Origin of the sequence: Nocardia sp. NPDC127606, assembly GCF_042671725.1 — a bacterium.
Classification (GTDB): domain Bacteria; phylum Actinomycetota; class Actinomycetes; order Mycobacteriales; family Mycobacteriaceae; genus Nocardia.
The window spans coordinates 862,598-888,043 of the sequence record NZ_JBHXWQ010000003.1 but is presented as its reverse complement, the minus strand read 5'-3'; the positions used below and the strand labels follow the sequence as shown (position 1 = coordinate 888,043).

Annotated in this window: 28 protein-coding genes; 14 read left to right on the top strand and 14 right to left on the bottom strand. The window is 69.1% G+C overall.

Annotated elements, in window-relative coordinates:
* Positions 1-83: 83 nt before the first annotated feature.
* Together ACFVJ5_RS19615 and ACFVJ5_RS19610 are read right to left on the bottom strand one after the other, a co-directional pair.
* Complete coding sequence (locus ACFVJ5_RS19615) at positions 84-830, bottom strand: DUF3159 domain-containing protein (protein WP_379221826.1); 747 nt, start codon at positions 828-830, stop codon at positions 84-86.
* Positions 831-833: 3 nt separating this feature from the next.
* The gene (locus ACFVJ5_RS19610; RefSeq protein WP_056811231.1) at positions 834-1,241 is read right to left on the bottom strand and encodes an OB-fold nucleic acid binding domain-containing protein; all 408 of its coding nucleotides are present in this window, start codon (positions 1,239-1,241) and stop codon (positions 834-836) included.
* 74 nt (positions 1,242-1,315) lie between these two features.
* Between ACFVJ5_RS19610 and ACFVJ5_RS19605 the strand changes: the two genes are divergently transcribed.
* Complete coding sequence (locus ACFVJ5_RS19605; protein WP_379221824.1) at positions 1,316-2,068, top strand: alpha/beta fold hydrolase; 753 nt, start codon at positions 1,316-1,318, stop codon at positions 2,066-2,068.
* A gap of 109 nt (positions 2,069-2,177) precedes the next feature.
* Here ACFVJ5_RS19605 and ACFVJ5_RS19600 read toward each other — a convergent pair whose 3' ends face one another.
* Complete coding sequence (locus ACFVJ5_RS19600) at positions 2,178-3,077, bottom strand: DUF3710 domain-containing protein (protein ID WP_379221949.1); 900 nt, start codon at positions 3,075-3,077, stop codon at positions 2,178-2,180.
* A 5-nt stretch (positions 3,078-3,082) separates the two neighbouring features.
* Positions 3,083-3,553, bottom strand: coding sequence for a dUTP diphosphatase (gene dut / locus ACFVJ5_RS19595; protein ID WP_358063315.1), 471 nt, complete (start codon positions 3,551-3,553; stop codon positions 3,083-3,085).
* Positions 3,554-3,625: 72 nt separating this feature from the next.
* Here dut and ACFVJ5_RS19590 point away from each other — a divergent pair, with 72 nt between their 5' ends.
* Positions 3,626-4,162, top strand: a complete 537-nt coding sequence (locus ACFVJ5_RS19590; RefSeq protein WP_379221822.1) for a DUF3093 domain-containing protein — start codon at positions 3,626-3,628, stop codon at positions 4,160-4,162.
* An 82-nt stretch (positions 4,163-4,244) separates the two neighbouring features.
* On the opposite strand, the gene ACFVJ5_RS19585 is transcribed toward ACFVJ5_RS19590, so the two are convergent.
* Positions 4,245-4,547 (bottom strand): DUF4193 domain-containing protein, encoded by a 303-nt coding sequence (locus ACFVJ5_RS19585; RefSeq protein ID WP_056811237.1) that lies wholly within the window; start codon positions 4,545-4,547, stop codon positions 4,245-4,247.
* Positions 4,548-4,922: 375 nt separating this feature from the next.
* Here ACFVJ5_RS19585 and cei point away from each other — a divergent pair, with 375 nt between their 5' ends.
* Entirely contained in the window at positions 4,923-5,606 is a 684-nt protein-coding gene (gene cei, locus ACFVJ5_RS19580) for an envelope integrity protein Cei (RefSeq protein WP_378626688.1), read from the top strand.
* A gap of 5 nt (positions 5,607-5,611) precedes the next feature.
* Here the strand turns inward: cei and ACFVJ5_RS19575 are convergent, their stop codons facing one another.
* A complete protein-coding gene (locus ACFVJ5_RS19575) occupies positions 5,612-6,511 on the bottom strand; it encodes an inositol monophosphatase family protein (protein ID WP_379221820.1) in 900 nt (299 codons plus the stop codon).
* 108 nt (positions 6,512-6,619) lie between these two features.
* Here ACFVJ5_RS19575 and ppgK point away from each other — a divergent pair, with 108 nt between their 5' ends.
* The 3 genes from ppgK to ACFVJ5_RS19560 all read left to right on the top strand — a co-directional run bounded on the left by ppgK (position 6,620) and on the right by ACFVJ5_RS19560 (position 10,133).
* Positions 6,620-7,378 (top strand): polyphosphate--glucose phosphotransferase, encoded by a 759-nt coding sequence (ppgK, locus tag ACFVJ5_RS19570; protein ID WP_379221818.1) that lies wholly within the window; start codon positions 6,620-6,622, stop codon positions 7,376-7,378.
* 246 nt (positions 7,379-7,624) lie between these two features.
* Complete coding sequence (locus ACFVJ5_RS19565) at positions 7,625-8,998, top strand: RNA polymerase sigma factor (protein ID WP_379221816.1); 1,374 nt, start codon at positions 7,625-7,627, stop codon at positions 8,996-8,998.
* Positions 8,999-9,242: 244 nt separating this feature from the next.
* Complete coding sequence (locus ACFVJ5_RS19560) at positions 9,243-10,133, top strand: MHYT domain-containing protein (RefSeq protein WP_379221814.1); 891 nt, start codon at positions 9,243-9,245, stop codon at positions 10,131-10,133.
* Here ACFVJ5_RS19560 and ACFVJ5_RS19555 read toward each other — a convergent pair whose 3' ends face one another.
* From ACFVJ5_RS19555 to ACFVJ5_RS19545, 3 genes are read right to left on the bottom strand one after another with little or no spacing between them, the layout of a single operon-like run.
* Positions 10,134-11,312, bottom strand: coding sequence for a cation:proton antiporter (locus tag ACFVJ5_RS19555; protein ID WP_379221812.1), 1,179 nt, complete (start codon positions 11,310-11,312; stop codon positions 10,134-10,136).
* A gap of 5 nt (positions 11,313-11,317) precedes the next feature.
* Positions 11,318-11,800 (bottom strand): cation:proton antiporter regulatory subunit, encoded by a 483-nt coding sequence (locus tag ACFVJ5_RS19550; RefSeq protein WP_358113423.1) that lies wholly within the window; start codon positions 11,798-11,800, stop codon positions 11,318-11,320.
* Between the two features lie 37 nt (positions 11,801-11,837).
* Positions 11,838-12,209 (bottom strand): DUF952 domain-containing protein, encoded by a 372-nt coding sequence (locus tag ACFVJ5_RS19545; RefSeq protein ID WP_379221810.1) that lies wholly within the window; start codon positions 12,207-12,209, stop codon positions 11,838-11,840.
* A 402-nt stretch (positions 12,210-12,611) separates the two neighbouring features.
* Between ACFVJ5_RS19545 and ACFVJ5_RS19540 the strand changes: the two genes are divergently transcribed.
* Positions 12,612-12,806 (top strand): hypothetical protein, encoded by a 195-nt coding sequence (locus ACFVJ5_RS19540; RefSeq protein ID WP_056811260.1) that lies wholly within the window; start codon positions 12,612-12,614, stop codon positions 12,804-12,806.
* Positions 12,807-12,907: 101 nt separating this feature from the next.
* Here ACFVJ5_RS19540 and ACFVJ5_RS19535 read toward each other — a convergent pair whose 3' ends face one another.
* Positions 12,908-13,660 (bottom strand): TetR/AcrR family transcriptional regulator, encoded by a 753-nt coding sequence (locus tag ACFVJ5_RS19535; protein ID WP_379221808.1) that lies wholly within the window; start codon positions 13,658-13,660, stop codon positions 12,908-12,910.
* A 138-nt stretch (positions 13,661-13,798) separates the two neighbouring features.
* Here ACFVJ5_RS19535 and ACFVJ5_RS19530 point away from each other — a divergent pair, with 138 nt between their 5' ends.
* Together ACFVJ5_RS19530 and ACFVJ5_RS19525 are read left to right on the top strand one after the other, a co-directional pair.
* The gene (locus tag ACFVJ5_RS19530) at positions 13,799-15,529 is read left to right on the top strand and encodes a DEAD/DEAH box helicase (RefSeq protein ID WP_379221947.1); all 1,731 of its coding nucleotides are present in this window, start codon (positions 13,799-13,801) and stop codon (positions 15,527-15,529) included.
* Positions 15,529-16,077, top strand: a complete 549-nt coding sequence (locus ACFVJ5_RS19525; RefSeq protein WP_379221806.1) for a hypothetical protein — start codon at positions 15,529-15,531, stop codon at positions 16,075-16,077. Before ACFVJ5_RS19530 ends, ACFVJ5_RS19525 begins: the two co-directional genes overlap by 1 nt.
* 19 nt (positions 16,078-16,096) lie before the next feature.
* On the opposite strand, the gene ACFVJ5_RS19520 is transcribed toward ACFVJ5_RS19525, so the two are convergent.
* Positions 16,097-16,834, bottom strand: coding sequence for an SDR family oxidoreductase (locus ACFVJ5_RS19520; protein WP_379221804.1), 738 nt, complete (start codon positions 16,832-16,834; stop codon positions 16,097-16,099).
* A 161-nt stretch (positions 16,835-16,995) separates the two neighbouring features.
* Between ACFVJ5_RS19520 and ACFVJ5_RS19515 the strand changes: the two genes are divergently transcribed.
* A complete protein-coding gene (locus ACFVJ5_RS19515) occupies positions 16,996-17,598 on the top strand; it encodes a TetR/AcrR family transcriptional regulator (RefSeq protein ID WP_379221802.1) in 603 nt (200 codons plus the stop codon).
* A gap of 45 nt (positions 17,599-17,643) precedes the next feature.
* On the opposite strand, the gene ACFVJ5_RS19510 is transcribed toward ACFVJ5_RS19515, so the two are convergent.
* Positions 17,644-19,353: a DEAD/DEAH box helicase gene (locus tag ACFVJ5_RS19510; RefSeq protein WP_379221945.1), complete on the bottom strand. Its 1,710-nt coding sequence runs from the start codon at positions 19,351-19,353 to the stop codon at positions 17,644-17,646.
* Between the two features lie 206 nt (positions 19,354-19,559).
* Here ACFVJ5_RS19510 and ACFVJ5_RS19505 point away from each other — a divergent pair, with 206 nt between their 5' ends.
* Positions 19,560-20,726 carry a YihY/virulence factor BrkB family protein gene (locus ACFVJ5_RS19505; protein ID WP_379221800.1) on the top strand — a complete coding sequence of 389 codons (1,167 nt, stop codon included), beginning with the start codon at positions 19,560-19,562 and terminating at the stop codon, positions 20,724-20,726.
* Here the strand turns inward: ACFVJ5_RS19505 and ACFVJ5_RS19500 are convergent.
* The gene (locus ACFVJ5_RS19500; protein ID WP_056815556.1) at positions 20,696-20,935 is read right to left on the bottom strand and encodes a DUF3039 domain-containing protein; all 240 of its coding nucleotides are present in this window, start codon (positions 20,933-20,935) and stop codon (positions 20,696-20,698) included. The two genes, ACFVJ5_RS19505 and ACFVJ5_RS19500, sit on opposite strands and share 31 nt — an antisense overlap.
* A 143-nt stretch (positions 20,936-21,078) precedes the next feature.
* Between ACFVJ5_RS19500 and ACFVJ5_RS19495 the strand changes: the two genes are divergently transcribed.
* Complete coding sequence (locus ACFVJ5_RS19495) at positions 21,079-21,435, top strand: DUF3099 domain-containing protein (protein ID WP_379221943.1); 357 nt, start codon at positions 21,079-21,081, stop codon at positions 21,433-21,435.
* Positions 21,436-21,450: 15 nt separating this feature from the next.
* On the opposite strand, the gene ACFVJ5_RS19490 is transcribed toward ACFVJ5_RS19495, so the two are convergent.
* The gene (locus ACFVJ5_RS19490; protein WP_379221798.1) at positions 21,451-22,782 is read right to left on the bottom strand and encodes an MFS transporter; all 1,332 of its coding nucleotides are present in this window, start codon (positions 22,780-22,782) and stop codon (positions 21,451-21,453) included.
* Between the two features lie 273 nt (positions 22,783-23,055).
* On the opposite strand from ACFVJ5_RS19490, the gene ACFVJ5_RS19485 reads away from it, so the two are divergent.
* Both ACFVJ5_RS19485 and ACFVJ5_RS19480 read left to right on the top strand, forming a co-directional pair.
* Positions 23,056-23,793, top strand: coding sequence for a VOC family protein (locus ACFVJ5_RS19485; RefSeq protein ID WP_379221796.1), 738 nt, complete (start codon positions 23,056-23,058; stop codon positions 23,791-23,793).
* Between the two features lie 147 nt (positions 23,794-23,940).
* Positions 23,941-25,440, top strand: coding sequence for a methyltransferase (locus ACFVJ5_RS19480; protein WP_379221794.1), 1,500 nt, complete (start codon positions 23,941-23,943; stop codon positions 25,438-25,440).
* Positions 25,441-25,446: the final 6 nt, after the last annotated feature.

Sequence of the window (25,446 nt, the reverse complement as noted above, 5' to 3'; positions counted from 1 at the left end):
ATTGATCGTGCGACGAACAGCCGGTCGCGACCAGATACCCCAGGGTGGGTACTTCCCCACCTCCGGCGGCGCGCTGCCCACCCTTACGCGGACACGGATTCCGTTCCGGCGCCGGACTTGTCGACCTTCTCGGCGGGCAGATGCCCGGCGCGGCGCACCGCCCACACGGTGACCACCAGGGCGACCGCGGTGAGCGGCCAGCCCATGCCGATACGCGCCACGGCCAGCCAGGTGGTGTGGTCGGTGTCGTAGAGCTGCGACTGCACCAGGTAGCGGGCGCCGAACACGACCACCCAGACCACGGTGGCCAGGTCGTAGAGCTTGCGGATGCGCTTGTCGGTACGCCAGTGGTGACCGTGGCCGTTGAGCGCGCCCCAGATCACCCCGACCAGTGGTCTGCGCAGCAGGATCGACACCGCGAACACGCCCGCGTACACCAGGCTGGTGTAGATGCCGAACAGGAAGAAGCCCTTGGCCTCCCCCACCCGCTGGGCGATGAGCGCGCACAGGCCGACGCCGAGGAAGCCGGAGACGGCGGGCTGGATGGGGCTGCGCTGCACCAGTCGCCAGATCAGGATGGCGGCGGCGACGCCGAGAGCGGCCCAGATGGCCACGGTGAGGCCCGCGAAGGTGTTCACCGGGACGAAGACCAGAACGGGGAGGGTGGAATAGATCAGGCCGCTGAAACCGCCGAGCTGCTCGAGCAAGGTCTGTTCGGCCTTGTCGACCTCGGTGTCGATCTCCGGGTCCACCGTCTCATCGGTGACCACGGGCAACGCCACGGTGGCTTCGGGGTCCGCGGCAGTGCGGTACTCGTCGCTGGAGGGCATACGTCAGCTGTTCCCGCGCAATTCGTAGTAGGGGTTGAAGATCACTTTGCGGCCGTCGCGGTCGCCGACGCGACCACGGACCAGAATGCGCCTGCCCGGTTCGATCCCGGGAATGCGCCTGCGCCCGATCCACACCAGGGTGATGGCGTCGGTGCCGTCGAAGAACTCGGCCTGCACGGTGGCGCCGGCCGCCTTGGGACACGCCTCGACACTGCGGAGTCTGCCCAGAATCGTCGCCTCTTCGCCACGACAGCAATCCTTGGCCCGCCGGGCACCGGACGCCTCGACCGTCTCGGCCAATTCCTCGGCGTCGAGCTGGTCGATATCGGCGGTGAGACGACGACCGAGTCGGCGAAAATATCCCGAGTCCGGACCCGATCCCGACTTGTGTCCGCCCGTGGATGACGACATGTCACGCTTCTCCCGCTAGTTGGCCGTACACCGCCACTGTAGATGGGCAAACGCCCGGCCGCTACGCTCGGTCGGTGTTGCGCACCCCACCCCAGGTCACCGTGGTCGCCCTGCCGGGGACCGGCTCCGACGCCGATTTCGCGGCCCGCGCGTTCGGGCCTGCCGCCCTCGCGTACGGACTCGCCTTCCACGCCGTCGAACCGGACCCGCAGGCCGTGATCGGGAGCTGTACCGCGGCTTTGGACGCTGCCGCGGCGCGCGGTCCGGTCCTGGCCGCGGGCATCTCCCTCGGCGCCGCGATCGCACTCGACTGGGCAGCCGAGCACCGTACCGCGGTAGTCGGTGTCATCACAGCATTACCCGCCTGGACGGGTGCCGAAACCGCCGCGTGCCCAGCCGCATTGAGCGCCGCGGTTACCGCCGAGCAACTGCGAGCAGACGGTCTGGAGGCGGTGATCGAGCGGATGCGCGCCTCGAGTCCGCCGTGGTTGGCCGACGCGCTGACCCAGTCCTGGCGCGGGCAGTGGCCGCACCTGCCCGCCGCGCTGGACGAGGCCGCCGGATACGCGTGGCCGTCGCTGGAGGCCTTGGCGGGCACCGACGTGCCGGTCGCGGTGGTCGGCGCCGGCGACGACCCGGTCCACCCGATCGCCGTCGCCGAGGAATGGGCGGCAACATTGCCGTCGGCCCGACTGCACCGAGTGACACTCACCGAGCTGGGCGCCGACCCCGCGATACTCGGGCATTCCGGGTTCGCGGAGTTGAGCGCGTTACTGCCGACGACGAACAGCCTTGCAGGACAACTGATGTCGCGAGTACACAGGTAACTCGCCGGGCACCCCCGACACCGGAGTTCCCCGAACCGCCGGCCCGGTCACCAGCCGAACGACCTCCCCGCGACCGGCAGAAGTCGCGGAGAGGCGGAGGAGCCCCCGCCTAGTTCAGGCCTAGTTGCTGCATGGCCGAACCGTCCGCGCCTCGACGCGGCTCGTCCGGCAGTTTCGGCGGGAGGGCCGAGGGCGGCGGGGCGGCCGCGGCGGCCGCCTGGGCCTCGAGGGCTTCCTGCTGAGCCTGGACCTGCTGCTGATGGGCGGCAGCCAGCTGTTCGGCCAGTTCCTGGGGGAGAACCACCGGGAGCGGGTCGCGCACGGGCAGGGGGTCGGTACCGCGGCGGACCACGGCGTCGGCCAGGACCGCGCGGGCCGCGGTGATCAGCGGGCTGCGGTCGTCGACGGCACCCTTGGGGCCCGCGGCGACCAGCCGGATCATCCAGCGTGGGCCGTCGACGCCGATGAAGCGCAGATCGGCGCCCTCGGTGATCGCCTTGACCTCGCGGCCCCACGGACCCTTCTCGACGGCCACGCTCGCGCCGTCGCCGCGCAGCGACTCCGCCAGATCCGCGGCGACCGTGCGCCACTGACCCGCCGACTTGGGCGCCGCGTAGGCGGCGACCGTGAGCCTGCCGTGCTCGGTGGCCAGGTGCACCGCCTGCGGGGTGCCGTCGGGGCTCATCTCCACCTGCAACTGCCCGCCCTGGGGCACCGGGATGAGCACCGAGCCGAGGTCGAGGCGGCGCGAGATGGCCTCGTCGGAGACCTCGCTGATGTCGTAGGGGCCCGCGGCGGCATCGGGGGCATGGTCGAAATTGCCGTAGATGCGCTCATCGGTGGGAGCGTCGTCGAAATCGAGGCGGGCGAAGTCGGGGCGCTGGAACTCGTCGGTGTCGTACTCGTCGGAGTCCGCGTCCAAGTCGTAGTCCGCTTCGTCGTACTCGACCTCGTCGTATTCGACGTAGTCGGCGTCGTCCTCGCGCGCGCGCTTCTTCTTACCGAACAGACCCATCACGCCTCCTTGTCGGCCAGGCTGGCATGCCCGCCGCTCGACCCGTACCCGCCGGTGCCACGGGCGGTGTCGTCGAGATCGTCGACCTCGGCGAAGTCGACCAACTCGACCCGCTGCACCAGCAACTGCGCGATGCGGTCGCCGCGACGCAGCTCGATGGCGGTGCGTGGGTCGTGGTTGATCAGGCACACCTTGATCTCACCGCGGTAGCCCGCGTCGACCGTGCCGGGCGTGTTGACCACCGACAGACCGGCCTTCGCCGCCAAGCCGGACCGGGGGTGGATCAAGCCGACCGTGCCCATCGGCAACGCGATCGCGATCCCGGTGCCGACCAGCACCCGCTCGCCCGGTTCGATGATCACATCCTCGGTGGTACAGAGGTCGACGCCCGCGTCACCCGGATGGGCACGCGTCGGCACAGGGATGCCGGGATCGAGCCGCCGCAGCGGAATCGGTGCAAGTGCGTTCACATCGGTCGAGACTACGCGGTCGAGGCCGGACCTTCTCGTCGCAGCCCTGGTGCGGTGACCTAGTGTTGAGGGGTGCCCGACCAGCCCCATTCCCCGACGACCGCGACCACAGACACCGACCACCGCGCGCCGAGCGCGCAGGGTCCGTCGCCCTACTCCGAGCGCCTGTGGGTGCCACTGTGGTGGTGGCCGGTCGGCTTCGCGATCGCGGGCCTGCTCGCGGCCGAGATCCACATGGGCGCGCCGGGGCTGCGGGCCTGGCTGCCGTACGTGTTGCTGGCGCCGGTCCCGGTCTGGATTCTGTTGTGGATGAGCAGGCATCGCCTGGATGTCACCGTGGCGGACGACGGTACGGCGGAGCTGCGCGTCGACCGCGCCCACCTACCGGTGAGCTTCGTCGCGCGCGCCGCGGCCGTCGCGCCGACGGCCAAGAGTGCGGCGCTGGGCCGACAACTCGACCCCGCCGCCTATGTGCAGCACCGGGCTTGGATCGGCCCGATGGCATTGCTGGTGCTGGACGACCCGGACGACCCGACGCCGTACTGGTTGGTCAGTACGCGACGGCCGGACCGGGTCTTGGCCGCGCTCGGACTCCCGAGCGCGGGCTGACCCTTCCTCGCTGATCCCTACGGATCAGTCTGCGTAGCCCATGCGGGTCGATCGACCGCAGGGTGCTGCGCACTGCCTGCTGCTAGAGCGCGCAATCCATGCAGATGAGCTGTCCACCCTTCTCGGTGGCCAGTCGGCTGCGGTGATGCACGAGGAAACAGCTCGAGCAGGTGAACTCGTCCGCCTGCTTCGGGACCACCCGAACGCTGAGTACCTCGTCGGACAAGTCCGCGCCGGGAAGCTCGAACGATTCCGCTGTATCGGATTCGTCGATGTCCACGACGGCGGACTGCGCCTCGTTGCGGCGGGCCTTCAGCTCCTCGAGCGAATCCTCCGACACCTCGTCGGATTCGGTGCGCCGCGGTGCGTCATAGTCGGTTGCCATGTCGTCTTCCCCTCAGTCCTTACTCCGTATATCCCGGATCAGTCGATTGCCGTAACCCCGCAGGGTTCCGGCGTTCGTACCGCCCCGCCGGTGGTGCACCTCACACGTGCACCGGTCGTCTATCAGGTTCGATCGTCCAGCGATCTACTCCGACAGCGTTCGGTAAACGCAGGACATGCCCTTGTTGTTCCCGCGACCGACCACCGTTTCACCGGTAAATATTCGATCTGGGCGGCCAGACAATAGCGGACCAATGGGCGAAAGTCGCAATCAAACCCGCGCCGAGCCGAAACCGACGACGAATCGTCACCTGCCGGGAAACTCGCCGAGACCTCCCGGACTCGCGCACCGCCGCGGGACTCGTAGAGTGAGCGCGTGGTTTCACTGATCACCGAAGGCAGCGCGACAGATCGCGACGGCAAACCCTTTCCGCGGCGGCGGCCCGAGCTCTGGCTCGCGCTCGTCCTCGTGCTGGCTCTGGTGAGCCTGTTCGTCTGGATCACGGCGTTTCGAACCCGTGACGACAGCAACGAACCGATGGCGTGCAACGCGCCGAGCACGCCGACGGCCACCAACGCACCCCAGCCCGCGGCACTGGGTACCCGGGTGGGTCCGACGCGACTCGCGGAGGTCGACCCGGCGGCCCTGTCGGAGTCGCGGGTACGGGTGTTCAACGCCAACGGCAAGAGCGGCCAGGCGGGCAACATCGGCGCGGCACTGGCCGACCTCGGCTTCGCCGGCGCGCCGGGGACACAGGTCGGTAACGATCCGGTCTATGTCAGCGGCGACCTCACCTGCACCGGTCAGATCCGGTTCGGTGTGAACGGCCGACCGGCGGCCGCCTCGGTGCAGTTGATCGCGCCCTGCGCCGAGCTGATCGAGGATCCACGCACCGACGACACCGTCGATCTGGTCCTCGGGCAAGCGTTCGGTGAGTCGCTGCGACCCGGCGCCGACGCCGAGGCGGTGCTCCGGTCGCTCAAGAACCTGGCCCCAGGAGCGAGCTCGTCCTCGATCGACCCGGACCTCCTCGACGCCGCGCGCGAAGTCAAGTGCTGAGCGATCTAGTCCGGTAGGGCCGTCGGCGCGCCGACCCGGTCGAGCAGGTCGGTGAGGTCCCCGGCGATGCCGGGGGCCGCGACGACCGTCAGTTCGCCGGCGGCACCGCCGACGGTGACCGGGGGGACGTGCACGACCGCGCCCGCTTCGGCGGCGATGAGGGCACCCGCGGCCCAGTCCCAGGCGTTGAGACCGTGCTCGTAGTACGCCTCCAGCCTGCCCGAGGCGACATGACACAGGTCCATGGCGGCGGCGCCGAGACGGCGGATGTCGCGGATCCGCGGCAGGATCTCGGTGAGCAGCTGCGCCTGACGGGCACGGCGCGCGCTGCCATAGGCGAAGCCGGTGGCTACCAGGGCCACCGAGAGCGAATCCTCGCTACTGCAGCGCAGTGTCACCCGGGTGCCGTCCGGTCGCACAGCGTGCGATCCAGCGCCCAGTGCGGCGCTGTAGGTGGTGGCTGCGGCGACGTCGACCACGGCGCCCGCCACGGGCTTGCCGTCGACCACCGCGCCCACCGAGACGGCGTAGCCGGGGAGCCCGTAGAGGAAGTTCACGGTGCCGTCGATCGGGTCGACGACCCAGGTGACGGTGCCCGGCGCGGTGGCGCCGACATCGCCACCGCCCTCCTCCCCCAGAATCGCGTCGCCGGGCCTGCGCTCGGCGAGCAGCGCACGGATCAACTGTTCGGATTCGGTGTCGACGATGGTGACCGGATCGGTGACGTGCCCCTTGGTGGTCACGGCGCCCGCCACGGGTCCGTCCTCGGCGAACACTTCGGGCCTACGGGCGCGCACATGCGCGGCGGCGGTCTCGGCAAGCTCGACGGCCAGGCGCCGCAACTGCTCGTAATCGGCGGATGTGGTGGGGGCGGTTACGGTCTCGGGCTCGGTGTATTCGGGCACCCACCCATCGCATCACATGTCGTGGCTCGTCGCGCGAGGGGTGACTACCGCTACTCTTCTCCCTGGTGTCTGCCAGGCACCTCGACCACGTCAGCAAGGGGTTGAACCATGTCCACTCGGGGGCACGCATTCGGTATCGATATCGGCGGCAGCGGGGTGAAGGGCGCCGAGGTCGATCTGGCCACCGGCCTGCTCACCCATGAGCGCATCAAGATCCCGACACCGCAGCCGTCGACGCCCGACGCCGTCGCCGGGGCGGTCGCCGAACTCGTCGCGCAGGCGGGGTGGGAGGGCCCGGTCGGTATCACCATGCCGTGCGTGGTGCTCGACGGCCACGCCAGAACCGCGGCCAACATCGACCAGGCCTGGATCGGCACCGACGCTCGCGCGTTGTTCGCGAAGGCACTGGGCGGGCGCGAGGTCACCGTGCTCAACGACGCCGACGCGGCAGGACTGGCCGAGGACTGCTACGGCACCGCACGCGACCTCCATGGGCTGACGCTGCTGCTCACCTTCGGCACCGGCATCGGCTCCGCGCTGCTCTACAACGGCGTGCTGGTGCCCAACTCCGAGCTCGGCCATCTCAAGATCGAGGGCGTCGACGCCGAGGATCTGGCCGCGGCCTCGGTCAAGGACAACGAGGACCTCACCTACCCGGAGTGGGCGCAGCGGGTGAGTCGCGTGTTGCGTCACATCGAGGATCTGTTCTGGCCGAAGGTGATCGTGGCGGGCGGCGGCATCAGCCGTGATCACGAACAGTGGATTCCGTTGCTCACCAACCGAACTCCCGTGATTCCGGCCGTATTGAAGAACACCGCGGGTATCGTCGGCGCGGCGATGGCCATCGATGCGGGCCTCGCGCCGTAGCCCGGCGCGGCCTGCGACGCAACGCCTGGGTGGCATCGTGCCATGAGTACCCTGGTTGGATCGTTACAATGGAACACGTCCGGCGGTGAGCCGGTGAAACCTTCCGGCCGCGGCCGGTCGCGAGAAGGTCGGTGAACGAGCGCCGACTTCCCCCGGCCGACGCATCGCCGGTGCAACCCGACCGACCGCTCCGCCGGAAAACCACTCTGGCGTGACGCCGCACGAGACCGTCACGAAAGGGCGTACGTGGTAGCCACGAATACCCGTCAGACCGCCGACTCGGCCTCCGACGCCGATGCCGACGACGCCGTAACCCCGGCCAAGAAAGCGCCGGCTAAAAAGGCCGCCGCCAAAAAGGCTCCGGCCAAGAAGGCCGTAGCCAAGAAGGCGCCGGCGAAGAAGGCTGCCGCCAAGAAGGCTCCGGCCAAGAAGACCGCCGCGAAGAAGGCGACCTCGGGCGAGGGTGGTGAGGAGCAGCTCGACGACGAGTCGGTCGAGGTCGACGATCTCGGTGATCTCGAAGTCGCCGAAGACGAACTCGTCGGCGAGGAAGTCGTCGTCGAAGACGTCGCCGAGGACACCGCCGAGGTCGCCGATACCGCGGAGCCGTCCGAGAAGGACAAGGCTTCCGGCGATTTCGTCTGGGACGAGGAGGAGTCCGAAGCGCTGCGTCAAGCACGCAAGGACGCCGAACTCACCGCCTCCGCCGACTCGGTGCGCGCCTACCTCAAGCAGATCGGCAAGGTCGCGCTGCTCAACGCGGAGGAGGAGGTCGAACTCGCCAAGCGAATCGAGGCCGGCCTGTTCGCCGCGGAGAAGATGCGCGAGTTCGCCGAGGCGGGCGAGAAGCTCTCGGTCACCACGCGCCGCGATTTCAACTGGATCGTGCGCGACGGCAACCGGGCCAAGAACCATCTGCTCGAGGCCAACCTGCGACTGGTCGTCTCGCTGGCCAAGCGCTACACCGGTCGCGGCATGGCGTTCCTCGACCTGATCCAGGAAGGCAACCTGGGTCTGATCCGCGCGGTCGAGAAGTTCGACTACACCAAGGGTTACAAGTTCTCGACCTACGCGACGTGGTGGATCCGTCAGGCCATCACCCGCGCCATGGCCGACCAGGCCCGCACCATCCGTATCCCGGTGCACATGGTCGAGGTCATCAACAAGCTCGGCCGCATCCAGCGCGAGCTGCTCCAGGACCTGGGCCGTGAGCCCACGCCGGAGGAGCTCGCCAAGGAAATGGACATCACGCCGGAGAAGGTCCTCGAGATCCAGCAGTACGCGCGGGAGCCGATCTCGCTCGACCAGACCATCGGCGACGAGGGCGACAGCCAGCTCGGTGACTTCATCGAGGATTCCGAGGCGGTCGTCGCGGTCGACGCGGTGAGCTTCACGCTGCTGCAGGATCAGCTGCAGTCGGTGCTGGAGACGCTGTCCGAGCGTGAGGCGGGCGTGGTGCGGTTGCGCTTCGGCCTCACCGACGGTCAGCCGCGCACTCTCGACGAGATCGGTCAGGTCTACGGCGTCACGCGTGAGCGCATCCGCCAGATCGAATCGAAGACGATGAGCAAGCTGCGTCACCCGAGCCGTTCGCAGGTTCTGCGCGACTACCTCGACTAGCGATTCTCGACAACGAGGCCCGCACCACCGATTCGGTGGTGCGGGCCTCGTTCGTTTCGGCCGCTACATTCCCGGCGGTCTGTTTTATCCAGTAAACAGGCGCGGTAATCGTTTCGTGATCAACCACACACTGGTGGATTGCACTGCGGAGGACACGAATTGGCGATCTTCACCGTATCGTCACACCCAGCTTTTCGTTCTACCGCCTCAGGTCTGCGGTATCGGCATTGAGGGTTTTTCGCGCGTGCTCGACATTTATCACTTCAGCTACGGCTGGATCACCCCTGTTCTCGCCTACTTCATGTCCGTCACGGGCTGTCTGCTCGGATTGCAGTGCGCGGCCCGTGGTCGCAACGCCACCGAGGGCAGGGTCGGCTGGCTCATCGGCGCCGCGATCGCGATCGGCGGAACCGGCATCTGGGTCATGCATTTCATCGCCATGCTCGGTTTCACCATCCGAGGCACCGAAATCCGCTACGACATCCCGTTGACGCTGTTCAGCGCGGTCACCGCGATGGTGGTGGTCGGAATCGGGCTGTTCATGGTCAACAAGCCGCAGCCGACCCTGCGCTCGTTGCTCTCCGGTGGCGTCATCACCGGCCTCGGTGTCGGGACCATGCACTACACCGGCATGTACGCGATGAGGTCCAGCGCGACCGTGCGATACGACCCGGCCATCGTGGCCCTGTCGATGGTGATCGCGGTGGTGGCTTCGGTCGTGGCGCTGTGGTTCACGTTGCGCGTCAAGGGTTTTCTCGCCACCGTGGGTGCGGCACTGATCATGGGCGTGGCCGTGTGCGGCATGCATTACACCGGGATGGCCTCGATGCACGCGCACACCGGACATCAGACCGCGCCCGCGGCCGGCGCCGAGGCGATGCAACTGCTGGCGCCGCTGATCGGGGTGAGCAGCATCGTCACCATGCTCGTGTTGATCAGTGTGAGCCTCACCGAGATCGAGAACGAGGAAGCGCTGCCGCGCATGTGGCTCACCTCGCGGCACCGTCCCCAGCCGCGACCGGCCGAACCCGCGCGACCGGTCGCGCGGTACGCGCCGCCCGTACAGCACGAGTACCGCACCGAGGAATTGAGTTACGACGGTGCGGGCGCCTGGCCACGCCGGGTCGTCGACTGATCAGGTCGTCGTGACACCCGAACGGCGCCTGACGAATTCGACCACCGGCTCGACGACCCGGGCCGCGATCGGGCCGAGAATCGCCATCAGCAGCACATAGGCCGAGGCCAACGCGGCCAGCCGTGCGTCGGCCTTGCCGTAGGCGACCGCCAATCCGGCGATGACGATGGAGAATTCGCCGCGCGCCACCAGCGCCGCGCCCGCCCTCGCCCGGCCCATCCGCCGAATTCCCTGCCTGCTCGCCGCCCACCACCCGACCGCGATCTTGGTGCCGGTGGTCACCACCGCCAAGGCGACCGCCCAGGCGAACACCGGCGGGATCGCGGTCGGGTCGATCGACAGACCGAACGCGACGAAGAAGATCGCCGCGAACAGATCACGCAGTGGCTCCAGCAATTTCGCGGCTTCGTGCGCGGTGGACCCCGAGATGGCGATGCCGAGCAGGAACGCGCCCACCGCGGCCGAGACATTGAGTGCCGAGGCCGCCCCGGCCACGAGCAGCGCGGCGCCGAGCAACTGGAGCAGGAACACTTCGCGGTCGGCGCTGTCGAGGACGGCCGAGACCACCCGCCCGAACCGCAGCGCGACCACGAGCACCACCGTGATGGTCGCCAGCGCGACCGCGAGGGAGATCAATCCGCTCAGCAGGCTCAACCCCGCCAGCATCATGGTCAGGATCGGCAGGTACACCGCCATCGCGAGGTCCTCTAGCACCAGGATCGACAGCACCACGGGTGTCTCGCGGTTACCGAGACGGCCCAGATCGTCGAGCACCTTGGCCACGATCCCCGACGACGAGATGTAGGTGACCCCGCCGAGCACGACGGCGCCGAGCACACCCCAGCCCATGATGAGCGCCACCGCGACCCCGGGCAGCGCGTTGGCCACCAGGTCGAGCACTCCGGCCGCCCAGGAGCGCCGCAGACCGGTCATCAGCTCGGGGGCGGTGTACTCGAGCCCGAGCAGCAGAAGCAGCAGCACGACGCCGATCTCGCTCGCCATGTGCCCGAACTCGGTGGCGGCGTCGAGTTCGATGAATCCGCCGCGGCCGAACGCCAGTCCGCCGAGCAGGTACAGCGGAATCGGGGACATCCCGAAGCGGCCCGCCACTCGCCCGCAGATCCCCAGCGCGAACAAGATCACGCCGAGCTCGAGCAGAGCCAAGGCCTGCGAGGTCACGGCGGTCAGCCGTGCGCGAGAATCTTCGCGGCCGCTTCCAGGCCGTCCGGGGTGCCGACGACCACGAGCAGATCACCCTCGGTGAAGGTGAAGTCCGGGCCGGGTGACGGGTGGAGCTGACCGGCGCGCATCACCGCGACGATCGAGGTCTTGGTGCGGGTGCGCATGCCGGTCTCGCCGAGCGTTCGCCCCGCATAGGGTGATTCGTCGACGATGGCGAGCTGGCGGGTGGTGATGCCCGGCAGATCGCGATGGTCGTCGTTGAGTTTGGCGACCAGCTGCGGCGCGCCGAGCAGGTTCGCCAGCACCGACGCCTCGTCGGTGGACAGCGGCACCTGGGCGGCGATGGCGTCCGGGTCGTCGGGTTTGGACACGATCAGGTCGATGTCACCGTCGCGGTGGGCGACCACCCCGACGCGGCGCCCCGACCTGACTTCGAAATCCTTACGCACTCCGATGCCCGGTAGCGCTGTGACGTCGACGTTCACACTGTCAACAGTAACCGCGCCCGGCCCCGATTGTGGTCTACGCCACTCCCTCCCGGCGCGGTGTGCTGAACACGCCGTCGGAGCCGGGCAGATACGGCTGGGCGGCCAGCACCGCGGCGACCGGCAGCGGCGCGTAGAGGTGCGGGAACAGCATCGACGACGGGTCGGTCGGCACGCCCGGTTCCCATTTCACCTCACCGATGAACGCCGTCGGATCCAGCCAGAGCACGACCATGTCGGCGCGCCCGGCAAAGAGTCGATTGGCGGGCAGGTGGACCTGCTCCGGGGTGGACAGGTGCACGAAGCCCGCGTCGGCCAGCGAAGGCGGTCTCCGTTCGCCCGTGCGGCGCGCTTCCTCCCATTCTTGGGAAGAACACAGGTGAACAAGCGTGTGAGTGTCGGATGTCACGGGTAATCTCCGGGTAGACAACAGGTTCGGACGGTCAAGACCCTGTCACAACTCGATCGTGTTCGGCTCGGTTCGGCGCTCGGCTCGTACGTCACGAGCAACACCGCAGCGAGCGACACATCGGCGAGTGTCAGGTTCGAGTGGGAGGTGGCATCAGCGCTTCGCGGGTGATCGGTGGGTGCTCGAAACCGACGACCGGCGGGTGTTCGCTTTCAGCGAAACCGCAGGTCTGTTATCGAAAACACAAGGATTCACTTCCGGGAACAAAGCCTGAACCCCGAACGTCTGACAGAGTAGTCGTACCACTGCTGGGAAGTAGCGGATGCGAGCCGCGTGGAGTGACCACGAGGCCCACACCTAGGCGAACGGCCACGCAGCGCCGGGAGCCGGGACGGAGGAGTCATGCCAGGAACACTGACCAGCACCCCACTGACCGCACTCGATCGTTGCGATCGTTGCGGGGCGGCTGCCCGAGTGCGTGCCGTGCTTCCCGCGGGTGGCGAGTTGCTCTTCTGCCAGCACCACGCGAATGAACACATGGACCGCTTGCGCGAACTCGAAGCCGTGATCAACACGGACGAAGCTCCCGCGATCTGACCACTCCTCGCGTCCGAAACAACAACATCTGACAACAGAAAACCCCCGACAGCGGGCGACCCGGACAGGGCGCCCGCTGTCGCTGTATCCGGGTATCCGGGCTATCGGGCGAGAATGCCGTCGACGAGGGTGGCCACGCCGTAGTCGAACGCGCCGTCCGGGTCGGCGGGTGCCTGGTAGTGCTCGCCGACAGCCGTCCCGACCCGCCCGGCGAGCGGGAATTCGTCGGCGGGCATCACCCGGGCCAGCAAGGGGCCGTTGACCTCCCACCATTGCGCGTCGCTCAGCTGCGCGGCGGCGCCCGCGGCCGCGATGGCGAGACGGGCATTGCCGGTCGCGAAGTCGGTGAGGACCGCGATCGCACGGTCCATGGCCAGATCGCTCAGGCCGACGCCCTCGATCGCGGCCAGCTGATGTTCGTAGCGGCGCATCCGGGCGGGGCCGAGCACCTGGCGCCACGGTGACACCTCGAGCAGCCACGGGTGCTCGATCAGCTCGGCCCTGATCCGGGTGGCGAGAGCGATCATGCGTTCGCGGACCGGCAGGTCGGCCGGGATCGGGGGGTCCGCGGCGGCGACGGCGTCGACCATGAGCACGATCAGGGCGTCCTTGCTGGGGACATAGGTGTAGAGACTCATCGCGCGCAGACCGAGTTGTGTGGCGACCGCGCGGATCGTCAGCTTGTCGATGCCGTCGCGGTCGGCCAGGGTGATGCCCGCCGCCACCACATCGTCGACGGTGAGCCCGGGTTTCGGGCCACGCGCACCCGGTTTCGACGGCAAGGAGTGCCGCCACAGCAATTCGAGAATCCGGGTGGCCTGAGCGTTCGATTCCCCGTCCTGGTCAGCGGGCACGAGCCATCCTCTCCGGCGATTGTTTCGAGCGTTCGGGAACAAACTCAGTACAGTGTACGTTGTTCGGTTGTTCGTGCTGCCCGATCAGAGGAGAACGTTCTGCCCGCCATTCAGGCCACCTACCTTCCCGACCGTCACCTGTTCGCCCTGTGGACGTGGACCGGGCACGACACCGGGCCCGCGCCGACGGGGATCGGCGATCCGGAACAGCTCACCCTCGCGCTGCCCGTCGGTGAGCGCGGCGCGATCGAGCCCGTCGAGGTGGCGACCGCGGTGGTGACACCCGCCGAACTGGCCGATGTCACCCTCGGCGACCTCGCCCCGTCCGCGCGGGCCTGGCGCGCGTCGATGACCGACGAGCGGTCCTTCGCCCTGCCCGCCGCCGCGCACGCCGTCCCCGACGCGGTCGGCACCGCGGTCGTGTCCGCCGAGCGGGCGGCGCGGGTGTTGCGCGAGACGCGGGCGCTCGACGGGGAGCTGGCGGGAGTTCTCGATGCCACGCTGCGGCCGTATCAGGTCCGCGGGGTGGGGTGGTTGCGCGAGACCGTGTCGGCCTACGGCGGGGCCGTGCTGGCCGATGAGATGGGGCTCGGCAAAACGGTGCAGACCATCGGGTTCCTGCAGGGGCGTTGCGACGGTCCGCAGTTGGTGGTGTGTCCGACCTCGCTGGTGGGCAACTGGGTGCACGAGATCGAACGGTTCGCGCCGGGGTTGAAGCCGGTGTCGTGGCGTGGTGGCGCGGTGCCCGCCGGGCCGGGGACGGTCCTCGTGACCGGGTATCCGACCCTCCGGCTGCACGGGGCGGCGCTGACCGGTGAGCAGTGGGCCACCGTGGTGTTCGACGAGGCGCAGGCGCTGAAGAATCCGCGCACCCAGGTGTCGCGGGCGGCGCGCGCGTTGACCGCCGACGCGAAGGTCGCGCTGACCGGAACGCCGGTGGAGAACCACCTCGACGAACTGTTCGCACTGCTCAACCTCACCGTGCCGCGACTGTTCGCGCATCGCACGCAGTTCCGGCGCCGGTTCGTGCGGCCGATCGAGGAGGGCTCGGCCACGGCCGCGGCACGACTCAGGGACGCCGTCGAGCCGGTTGTCCTCGGCCGCAAGAAGCTTCAGGTGGCGGCGTCGCTGCCCGCGAAGATCCACAGCGATCTGCTGTGCGATCTCAGCGCCGAGCAGGAACGGGTGTACGACGCGGTACTCGCCGACGCCCTCGATGAGGGCTTCGGCTCCGGCCTGCAACGACAAGGACGGGTACTGGCCGCGCTCACCCACCTCAAGCAGGTGTGCAACCACCCCGGACTGGTCTCCGGCGACCTGGGCGAACTCGCGGGCCGCTCCGGCAAACTCGACCTGTGCACCGACATCGTGGCCACCAACCTCGACACCGGTGACCCCACGCTGATCTTCACCCAGTACCGCAAGACCGGCGAGTTGCTGGTGCGGCACCTGGCCGAGCAGTTCGGCGTCGAGGCGCCGTTCTTCCACGGCGGGCTCGACGCCACCCAGCGCGGCGACCTCGTCACCCGCTTCCAGGCGCCGGACGGGCCGCCGGTACTGATCCTGAGCCTGCGCGCGGCGGGCACCGGCCTCACCCTCACCCGCGCGGCCGATGTGATCCATTTCGATCGCTGGTGGAATCCGGCGGTGGAGGCGCAGGCCTCGGACCGGGCGCACCGGATCGGGCAGACCCGCACCGTCACCGTCACCACCCTCACCAGCGCCACGACGGTGGAGGAACACATCGCCGCGATGCACACCCGCAAGTCCGCGCTGACGGATCTGTCCGATGCGGCGGGCATCGCCGAACTGGCCCGCCTCGACGACGACGCCCTCGTCGACATCCTGCGCCGGAAGCGAGAGAACTGATGGCCGACAACGAATTCGGTTACACCCAGTGGGGCCGGGACTGGGTGCGCCTGGCCGAACCGCTGCGCCAGACCCGGCCGGAACCACTGCTGCCCCGCGCCCGCAGCATCGCGCGCAACGACGGTGTGCGCGTCGAGATCGAGGGGCGAACGGTGCGCGCGCACCTGCATCGCGGCGGTCAGGCCTCGATCGCGCACGTCGAGGTGGTACCGCTGTCGCGGGCGGCGGTGACCGCGATCGGCCAGACGATCACCGACCCGACCGTCCTCACCGACGAGATGCACCGGGCACTGGTCGACGCGGGTCACTCCCCCGCGCCGACCCTGGTGAGCACCGATTGTTCCTGCTCGGCGCGGACCGCTCGCTGCGTCCACGTGTTCGCGACGCTGTACACGATCGCCCGCGCGGTCGACGAGAATCCGCGCGTCGCACTGGAACTACAGGGCTACTTCGACGCGACCGCCGATTCCGATACCCCCGCACAGGAACCACGCTGGACTCCGCTGCACACCCTCGACCCGGCCCACTTCTTCGACGCCGCGCGGTAGACGGTTCGCGACGAGAGGCTCAGGCGTTGGTGCCGCCGTCGATCGTGAGGATCGCGCCGGTGATCGATCGGCCCGACGGGCCCGCGAGGAAGGCGACCAGATCGGCGACATCGGCCGCGGCGCCGAATCGGCCGAGGGAGTTGAACTCTCGTTGCGTCGCGGCGTGCTCGCTGTCGGCCGGGTTCATGTCGGTATCGGTCGGTCCGGGCTGGACGAGGTTGACGGTGATGCCGCGCGGACCCAGTTCGCGCGCGAGAGCTTTGGTGAACCCGCTGAGGGCCGACTTGCTCAGGTTGTAGAGCGACAGCCCACCGAAGAGCGCGCGGTCGGACAGGTTGGAGCCGATGGAGATGATCCGGCCGCCGTCGCCGAGGTACGGGAGCGCGGCCTGCCCTGCGACGAAGGCGGCTCGGGCGTGGATGTTCAACGCGCGGTCGATCTCGTCGAGCGTGAACTCCGCGTAGGGCTTGGCCGGGAAGATGCCCGCATTGTTCACCAGCACGTCGAGCCCGCCCAGCTCGCGCGCGGTCCGTTCGACGGCGGCGACGACCTGTGCGGCGTCGGCGCTGTCGGCCTTGATCGGTAGCGCGCGCCTGCCCGAAGCCTCGATCTGCGCGGCGACCGTCTTCGCGGCGACCTCGTCGTGCTGGTAGGTGAACGCCACATCGGCGCCGGCGGCGGCCAGCGCGCGGGCGATGGCCGCGCCGATCCCGCGGCTCGCGCCGGTCACCAGGGCCACGGTGTTGCTGCTCGTCATCAGGCCTACTCCAATTTTGTAGTGGTCGATACATAAATAGAGAAGCGCATCCACACCACCGCCGTCAAGAGTTTCGTACCGATCGACACAGAACTAGGTGGACGGGAACGTCCGCCTCCGCGAACGCGGTACATTTACCGATCGGCACAGAAAGGTTTCGCATGGCAGAGCGCGGGCGCCCCCGAGGCTTCGACCGTGAGGTCGCGCTGCGCCGCGCGATGGAGGTGTTCTGGGAGCTCGGCTACGACGGCGCCTCGATGAGCGACCTCACCGCCGCCATGGGCATCAACTCCCCCAGCCTCTACGCCGCCTTCGGCGACAAGGAAGCTCTGTTCCGCGCCGCCGTCGAGCTCTACCGCCGCACCGAGGGCTCCTACACGGCCACGGCGCTGCGCGAGCAACCCACCGCCTACGCCGCGATCGAGGCGATGCTGCGCGACAACATCACCCACTACACCGACCCCGGTCTGCCCAACGGCTGCATGGTGGTCCTCGCCGGCGCGACCTACACCACCCGCAATGCCGCGGTGCGCGAATTCCTGGTCGGAGCCCGTCGCCACACCACGGCCGACATCCGCGCCCGCCTCGATCGTGGCGTCGCCGACGGCGACCTCTCCCCTGACACCGACACGGCGTCGCTGGCGATGCTGTACAGCACTGTGCTCTACGGACTGTCGATCCAAGCCAGAGACGGCGTCAGCCCCGACGAGCTGAACGCCGCCGTCGACAGCGCGCTGTGCACACTGGAAGCCGTGACACGCTGAACGAAACCCTCGATTCGGGCCGACGCGCCGCCAGGGTTCGGTCCCTCAGAGTCGACGCAGGGCGGCGATGCGTTCGCCCAGTTGATCGACACTCGCCAATGCCGTGGGCGGACCACCACATTCACGACGGAGTTCGCCGTGGATCACACCGTGCGGTTTGCCGGTGCGGTGATGGTGCATCGCGACGAGACTGTTGAGTTCGCGGCGCAGCTCGCCGAGCTTGTCCGAGGTGGCGACGCGTTCGGCGACGGCCGCGGGTTGGGGGGCGGACTCCTGCGCGGCGCTGCGGTCAGCGAGCTGACGGGTCTGCCGGTCGCGGAGGAGGGCCCGCATCTGGTCGGCGTCGAGCAGGCCGGGGATGCCGAGGTAATCGGCTTCCTCGTCGCTGCCCGCGATGGTGGCGGTGCCGAACGAGGATCCGTCGTAGATCACCTGGTCGAGTTCGGCGTCCGCGGCGAGGGCGACGAAGGACTTCTCGTCCTCACCGGGTTCGTCCTTGGCCTTGTTCGCGTCCATCAGCAGCTCGTCGTCGAGGCCGTCCTTCTCGCGATGCGGCTTACCGATGACGTGATCGCGCTGCAACTCCAGCTGCGCGGCGAGGTCCAGCAGCACCGGCACCGACGGCAGGAACACGCTCGCGGTCTCACCCGGCTTGCGGGCACGCACGAAACGGCCGATGGCCTGCGCGAAGTACAGCGGCGTCGAGGCGCTGGTGGCGTAGACGCCCACGGCCAGGCGCGGCACGTCGACGCCCTCGGACACCATGCGCACCGCGACCATCCACGGCTGGGTGCCCTTGCCGAACTCGCCGATGCGCTGCGAGGACTGCGGGTCGTCCGAGAGCACCACCGTCGGCCGCTCACCACAGATGTGCTCGAGCAGTTCGGCGTAGTCGCGGGCCCGTTCCTGATCGGTGGCGATCACCAGACCGCCCGCGTCGGGCATGCCGGACGCGCGCAGCTGACGCAGGCGCACGTCCGCCGCGCGCAACACCGCCGAGATCCAGTCACCCGCCGGGTCGAGGGCGGTGCGCCAGGCTCGCGCGGTGTGTTCGGCGCTGAGAGGTTCGCCGAGGCGGGCGGTGTGTTCCTCGCCCGCGCTGTCGCGCCAGTGCGCGTCACCGGAGTAGGCCAGGAACACCACCGGACGCACGACGCCGTCGGCGAGCGCGTCGGCATAGCCGTAGGAGTGATCGGCGCGCGAACGCGGGAAACCGCCCTCGTCGGGCTCGTAGGTGACGAACGGGATCTTCGAATCGTCACTGCGGAACGGGGTTCCGGTCAGCGCTAGTCGGCGTGTCGCGTCGCCGAACGCCTCCTCGGTCGCCTCGCCCCAGGTCTTGGCGTCGCCCGCGTGGTGGATCTCGTCGAGGATCACCAGCGTGCGACGGTTCTCGGTGCGCACCCGGTGTCGTGTCGGGTGGGCGGCGACCTGGGCATAGGTCACCACGACGCCGTGATAGTCGCCGGAGGTCGCCCCGGTGGAGTTGGAGAACCGCGAGTCCAGCTGGATTCCGGTGCGCGCGGCCGCGGCGGACCACTGGTGCTTGAGGTGTTCGGTCGGGGCGACGACGGTGATCTGGTCCACCGTGCGATCGGCCAGCAACTCCGCGGCAACCCGCAGCGCGAAGGTGGTCTTACCGGCGCCGGGCGTCGCGACCGCGAGAAAGTCACGCGGCTTGGTGGCCAGGTACTTCGTCAACGCGCGCCGCTGCCAGGCGCGCAACGAACCCGACGGGGCACCTCCCGCGGCAATCTCGCCCGGTGTCCCCGCTTGCTTCGCCGTAGCGGCGCCACCCGACCCAGTCACGCAGTCGACCCTAGCCGCCCGATGCGGCGTGTCGCCAAACCGACGCGGGGTGGGCGACAGGCATCACAACCGCGCAGGTGGTCACCGGCCATTTACCTGTTACCCACCGACACGATGCCCGGCCCGCACCACACAGACCCCCCACGTGCGGGATGCTTGACACCGAGATGAACAACGACCAGGTCCCGGCTGCCGACGCGGCGCACCCGGCGCAGGCGCTCCCGCCCCGCGACTCGCCCGCGCGCCCTCCGGTCGGCGCGCAGGCCGCTCCGCAACGTCGCAGCGATCACGCGCCGTGGGTGCGCTGGCTGGCCACGGCATGGCGACTGGTGGTCCGGGTCGCGGTGAAGTGCTGGGACAACTCGATTTTCGCCAAGTCCGCGGCGGCGGCGTTCTGGCAGACACTGTCGCTGGCACCGCTGCTGCTCGGCCTCCTCGGCAGCCTCGGCTATGTGGGCGGGTTGTTCGGGCCCGACACCGTGCAGATCGTGGAGAGCAAGATCATCGCGTTCAGCCGTGAGTTCTTCAGCCCGTCGGTGGTCTCGGATCTGATCGAACCGACCGTCGACGACGTGCTCGGCCGAGGGCGCGGCGCGCTGGTGTCGGTGGGTTTCGTGTTGTCGCTGTGGGCCGGATCCTCGGCGATGGCCACCTTCGTCGACGCCATCGTGGAGGCGCACGGACAGCAGGACGCCCGTCATCCGATCTGGCAGCGGATCTTCGCGCTGCTGCTCTACGTGCAGTTCCTGGTGGCCGCGGTGCTCATCCTGCCGGTGATCGCACTGGGTCCGACCAGGATCGGGCGGGTGCTGCCCGGGGCGTGGCGGGAGCCGGGATTGCGGCTGATCGACACGTTCTACTACCCGATCGTCGGGCTGCTGCTGATCGTCGGGCTGACCACGCTCTACAAGCTGGCCCTGCACAAATCCCTGCCGTGGCATCGGCTGTTCGGCGGCGCGCTGGTGGCCGGGGTCTTCTTCATGGCGGCCAGCGACCTGCTGCGCCGGTACCTGTCGTGGATCACCGCCACCGGGGTGAGCTACGGCGCGCTGGCCACCCCGATCGCGTTCCTGCTGTTCACGTACTTTCTCGGCTTCGCGGTGATCCTGGGCGCGGAGTTCAATGCCGCCGTTCAGGAGTTCTGGCCTGCCCGGGCCACCCGGATCGAGCAGGTCAAGGAATGGATCACCAGCCAGGTGCGCGGTGACGACGATGATGATGGCGATGAGCACGACGAAATCGCCGGGGCCTCACCCGAGGCACCGGCGTCACCGACCGAGCACTCGGCTCAGTCGCCGTCCTTGCGCAAGCCCTCGTAGACCTTCTTGCAGTCCGGGCACACGGGCGAGCCGGGCTTGGCCGAACGCGTCACCGGGAAAACCTCGCCACACAGGGCGACGACCATCGTGCCCATCACGGCACTCTCGGCGATCCGGTCCTTCTTCACGTAGTGGAAGAATTTGGGGGTGTCGTCGCTGGTCGTCTCGTCGGTCGTGGTTTCCGGGCGTACCAGAGTGTCTGTACTCACGCCTTCCATGATGCCGCATCCCGACCCCGGGCCGCTGACCAGCCGCGTGTGCGCTCGATGACGCCGAGTGGAAGACTCGGGGTATGCAGTCCTACGGCGATGTCCCAGGCGCCGACGAACCGAAGCCGGACCCGGAAGTGACGATGCCCCCCGAGCCCAAGTCCTCGCGTGGGTTCTTCCGGCCCGCCCCCGCCGAACACGCCGTGCTGATCACCGAGGCCGCGCCCTCGCTCGACGACCAGCATCGCGCCAGGGTGCGCCGCTACACGTTCATCATGGCCTTCCGGATCCCCTGCCTGATCCTGGCCGCGATCGCCTACAGCGCGTTCGAGAACCCGCTGCTCTCGATCCTGATCATCGCCGCCTCGGTGCCGCTGCCGTGGATCGCGGTGCTGATCGCCAACGACCGCCCGCCGCGGACCAAGGACGAACCCAGCCGCTGGGACGGCCGCACGAACCAGATCGCGCTGGAATCCGGACAGCACAAGACGCTGGAATAACTGCTGCCGGTTCGGCTACACGGCTGTTTTCGGTCTGCGGACCAGCATCGACATGACCGCGGCGATCCCGCAGAGCGCTCCCGCCACGTACCAGGCGAGGTCGTAGGTGCCCTGGACGTCGCGGATGAAGCCCGCGCCGGTGGCGGCCACGGCGGCGCCGACCTGGTGGGCGGCGAAGACCCAGCCGAACGCGATAGGGCCGTCGGCGCCGAAGAGTTCGCGGCACAGCAGCACGGTCGGCGGGACGGTCGCGATCCAGTCCAGGCCGTAGAACACGATGAACACCCACATACTCGGTTCGGTGTGCGGGCCGAGCAGCGACGGCAGGATCAGCAGCGAGAGCCCGCGCAGCGAGTAGTAGCCGAGCAGCAGGTAGCGCGGATCCACGCGGTCCGAGAGCCAGCCCGAGGCGATGGTGCCCGCCACATCGAAGATCCCGACCAGTGCGAGCAGTCCGGCCGCGGTGGTCGGCGGCATGCCGTGGTCGTGGGCCGCGGTGACGAAATGAGTGCCGACCAGGCCGTTCGTCGAGGCCCCGCAGATCGCGAAACCACCTGCCAGCAGCCAGAATCCGGGCCGGCGCGCGGCCGAGGCCAGCACCTTCAACGCCCGGTTGGCACCGCCCGCGATGGGAACTCGTGCGCCCGCGTCGGAACCAGCGGGCGCCCCGTACGCGCGCACACCGACATCGCTGGGGTAGTCGCGCACGAACAGCCAGACCAGCGGCACCACCGACAGCGCCACCGCCGCCACGATCAACGAGGGCAGCCGCCAGCCGTGCTCGGTGGCCAACATCGACACCAGCGGCAGGAACACCAGCTGCCCGGTGGCGCCCGCCGCGGTGAGCACTCCGGTGACCAGGCCACGGCTCTGGACGAACCAGCGACCCGTGATGGTCGCGACGAACGGCATGGACATCGACCCGACGCCGACACCCACCAGCAGTCCCCACGTCGCCACCAGCTGCCAAGCCTGGGTCATGAACACCGTCAGCCCGCTGCCCGCGGCGATCAGCACCAGCGCCGAACACACCACCTTGCGGATGCCGAATCGGTCCATCAGCGCGGCGGCGAACGGCGAGATCAGACCGTAGAGCAGCATATTCAGCGAGATGGCGGTGGAGATCGTGGCGTGCGACCAACCGAATTCGGTGTGCAGCGGCTCGATGAGGACGCTGGGGACCGAGCGGAAGGCGGCCGCGCCGAGCAGGGCGACGAAGCCGACGCCCGCCACGATCCACGCGGGATGGAGTCGACGACGTTCGTCGGTGACCGATGCCGGTGCGGACGTGGGGTTGTCGGCCGAGTCGTCGCCGGTGGGCGGCGCAGGGGCACGTAAATCGGTCACTCGGCCAGCGTGCCGGATCGACGCCGGGCGAGCGAGTGGCCGGTGTGACATGTTTCGTCAACATCCTGCCACCGGCGGGGTTGGCCAGACGCGGACGACCGGCTGGCTGCGCACGCAGGGGCCGTGACAGCGCGGCCCCGCGCCGAACCGACAAGGCTGTCGACAGCGGAGCGCGGGCCGCCTACCGTTCGAACAGGACGCCGAGCTGCCCGACAGGACAACCGAATCCGGCCGACGGCTTTACGGGTGCCCTCATATCGGAAGGGAGACAGCATGATTCGCTGGACCTGGGCCTTTCTCGACCGGCCCGTCGATACTTTCGCCGACTGCGCGCGGTTCTGGGCGAAGGTCACCGACTCCACCGTGTCGGAACCGCGCGGCGAACACGATGAGTTCGTCACCCTGCTGCCCGCCACCGGGCCCGCGTGGATCAAGATGCAAGCCGTCCACGACGACGGTGGCATCCACCTCGATCTCGACGTCGACGATCTCCCCGCGGCGGTAGCGACCGCGACCGGGCTCGGCGCCCGTGTCGTCGCCGAGCCAGGTGGCTACACCGTGCTGGAATCGCCTGCCGGACAGACGTTCTGCCTCATTCCGTCCACCGAACCGGCCGGTCTCGGTCCGGCGCCGATCACGGTGTCGACCGCACCCGATGGCACAGTGACCCGCCTCGACCAGATCTGCCTCGACCTGTCCCCCACCGACATCGACGCCGATACCACCTTCTGGCAGGCACTCACCGATTGGACGCACAAGCCCGGCCGCCGCCCGGAGTTCTCGCGCCTGCGCGGGCCCGACCAGCCACTGCACTTTCTGCTCCAACGCCTCGACGAACCCGGCCCCACGGGCGCGCACCCCGATCTGGCCTCGTCGAACATCGCCGCCACCGCGGCCTGGCACGAATCCCTCGGCGCCACCCGAGTCACCGACGCCGAACACTGGATAGTCCTGCGTGACCCCGGAAATGCCTTGTACTGCGTGACATCCAGGGACCCGTACACCGGCTGAACCACCGCGGACAGCGACGTGGCCACCGCGGCTACCGCGATATTCCGGCGAGCCCAGGGTCTGCGCACGCGCCGACACGCAATGGCAGCTGGTCGTTCTCAGCGCTCGCGACCCTGGCAGAGTGGTCGGGTGCCTACGAACCCGACGATGACCGACTCCCTGCTCACCGCGCTGTGCCCGGACCTGCGCACCGCGCTGATCCGGGTCGGGTACGACGCCGACACCCTCATCGAGGCGTTGGGGCCCGATGTGCATGCGGCACTGAGCCGTTCGGAGCCGGTCCCGGTGCGGCGGGCCGCGCGGGCGGCAGGCGACCTCGGCACGCTGGTGCGGTTGCTGCTGCTCGGAGACGTCCTGCCGGAGCGCGACGTCGCGACCGCACTGGCGCCGGTGCGCATCGACGCGGCGGTGGCGGCGGGCCTGCTCACGCGCGACGGTGACCAGGTACGGGCCGCCCTGGATCTGCGGCCGCTCGATGTCGGCGCGGGTACCCGGTGGATCCTGTCCGATCTCGACGATTCGATGCGGCGGCGCACGCTCACCGAGGATCACGTCCTCGGCGTCGGACACGCGTCGCTGTCGTTGCTGCGCGCCACACCCACCGAACCGGTCGGCACCGTGCTGGATCTGGGCACCGGCTGCGGTGTGCAGGCCGTGCACGCGGCGGGGTATGCCGGCCGGGTCACCGCGACCGACGTCAACGCGCGGGCCCTGTGGCTGGCGCAGGCCACGGCCGCACTCAACGAACTCGAGATCGAACTGCTCGAGGGGTCCTGGTTCGAGCCGGTGGCCGGGCGACGCTTCGACCAGGTCGTGGCCAATCCGCCGTTCGTGGTCGGTCCGGCCCGCATCGAGCACACCTATCGCGACTCCGGGCTCGCCCTGGACGGCGCCAGCGAGCTGGTCATCGGGCAGGCGCCCGAGCTACTGGCGCCCGGCGGCACGGCGGCCATGCTGGCCGCCTGGGTGCACGTGGACGGCGAGGACTGGCGCCAACGCGTGTCGAGCTGGTTGCCCGCCCACGGCGTCGACGCGTGGGTCGTGCAGCGCGACGTCGCCGATCCGGGCCTCTACGTCGGCACCTGGCTGCGCGATGCGGGCCTGGACCCGCGTGACCCCGCCGCCCAGGAACAGGCGACGCGGTGGCTCGACGCCTTCGAGGCCGCCGACGTCGAGGGCGTCGGGTTCGGGTTCGTCTATCTGCGCGCGATCGACGGCCCCACCGAACTCCTCGCCGAGGACCTCACCCACGGTTTCGACGACCCGCTCGGCACCGAGGTAGCCGGGTATTTCGCGCGGTCGGCGTGGTTGCGCGCGGTGGCCGCCGACGAGAACCTCGCGTGGGCATCCCGATTCGCGCCGAGCCCGGCGACCGCGTTGGAGCGGGTGTATCTGCCCGGCGAGTTCGGCTGGACCGAGCAGGTGGCCCGGCTTCATCGCGGCGACGGACCACGCTGGCAGCACGAGGTCGACGAGTCGACGGTCGCCCTGGTCGCGGGAATGCGCCCCGACGGGCTGCCGTTGTACGAACTGATCGAACTACTCGCCCTTGCCGACGGAGCAGAGCAGGTCACGCCGGAATTCGCCGCCCAGGCCCTCGGTGTGGTCGCCGGACTCGTCCGCCACGGATTGGTGCGGCCCGTCTGAACCGCC